Source organism: Flavobacterium cyanobacteriorum (assembly GCF_002251835.1).
Lineage (GTDB): Bacteria > Bacteroidota > Bacteroidia > Flavobacteriales > Flavobacteriaceae > Flavobacterium > Flavobacterium cyanobacteriorum.
The window spans coordinates 1-1,450 of sequence record NZ_NOXV01000010.1; the positions used below are offsets into that span (position 1 = coordinate 1).

Sequence of the window (1,450 nt, forward strand, 5' to 3'; positions counted from 1 at the left end):
TTCACCTCAAAATGTTTGGTGAATTTATCCAACACGATAAAGTTGTTGGATTCTGCTATAGTTTTATACTGTGACATTCTGTGCTTCTTTCCAATAATTATAATTAGTTGTAAGGTGGTCTAACAAAAACTTCACAGTTTGCTTTTCAGGTTCTGTTGGTTCTGCGACTACTTCATTTGATAAGGTGGAATGACTTGTAAACTGAATAACACGATTGTAATATGTTTGCTTGTCATCGGGTAATAATTCCGACCATCTTGGATAACCTAAGAAATTTGCCGTTTTCTCATAAAGATTTCTCAGAAGTGTAAAGTGGTACTTCTGAATTGCATTATTGTCTATGGCTTCCTGAATGGTTTGCTTTAGAAAGAGATGGTATGAAAAACTTTTATTTGAATCACCTTTCTTTTCAATAAGGTCAAAAGTTCCGTCATTGAGTTTATTAAGAATATACCCAGCCTTTAATCCTAATTCATTGTAGAGTACATTGTAGAAAAGTGGGCTATGTGTTGAAATGATAAATTTCAATCCAGTAGATTTCTTAACGATTAGTGCCAAGTTAACTGCCAGTTCAATCAAATGATTGTCGTCCAATGAGCTAACAGGGTCGTCAATAAAAACATACTTTAAATCATTGAACTTGTCTGTTGAACGGTTATTAGGTTCGGGAATATTTAATTGCTCAACAACTTGCTCAAGCAAACTATAAAAGACACACCATATCAGGTTGCTTTCCTCAGCCTTTGAAATTTTAATATTCGGTATGCTTTCTTGATTACCACCTTCTATTGAGAATGTAATTTCAGAGTATGCCTTTACAGTAATGTCTTTGTCATTTTCATCCTTGATTGTATATTCCTCATTAAAACGTGGTGTTACTTTGTCACTTGTAAAATACTGAAAATTTGAAATGATATTACCGTCAAGTCCTTGGTCTTTCAAAAACTCAAGAACCATATTTGTAAATCCGTTGGGGCGAATCAATAGTTTTCTGTTTACATCAGCATCCAAATCATTGTCCCAATAAAAAAGGTCTTCTGTAAATGCATTATAATAAAGAACTTTTATGCCCGTTTCATCTTCCGCTTCTTCATCTTTTGGAGCAACCAAAAGCCTGAACTCACGTGACAACCTAGTTTTACCTGTGCCATTAAATGCATAGATTAACTGAGCTTTATTAACAGCATCTCTAAGTGTCTCAGATATTTGTAATAATGACTGTCCCATATTATGATTCTATATTATTCTTAGGAAAGGTTAGTAATAAATCACGGTAATACTCGTATTGCTTTTTCCTTAACTCAATTTCTTTCGGCAGCCCTTCGCTTATTGAGGTGGTGAGTATGTCGAATTTATCGAGGATGGAAACAATTCGTTCTTGTTCCTCTGATGAGGGAACTGGGATTAAAACCTTTTCTAAACCTTTGGCATTGATGGCAGATATTTTTCC

2 protein-coding genes are annotated in these 1,450 nt (G+C 34.4%); both read right to left on the reverse strand.

Annotated elements, in window-relative coordinates; all coding sequences use genetic code 11:
* Positions 1-63 precede the first annotated feature (63 nt).
* Positions 64-1,227: an ATP-binding protein gene (locus CHU92_RS00065; protein ID WP_094411385.1), complete on the reverse strand. Its 1,164-nt coding sequence runs from the start codon at positions 1,225-1,227 to the stop codon at positions 64-66.
* A 1-nt stretch (position 1,228) separates the two neighbouring features.
* Positions 1,229-1,450: restriction endonuclease subunit S (locus CHU92_RS00070; protein ID WP_165764536.1), on the reverse strand; the 222-nt coding region annotated here is incomplete at its 5' end.

Bases quoted from the DNA above. Each gene is read 5' to 3' on its own strand.
- CHU92_RS00065 (WP_094411385.1), bottom strand. From the start codon at position 1,227: ATGGGACAGTCATTATTACAAATATCTGAGACACTTAGAGATGCTGTT.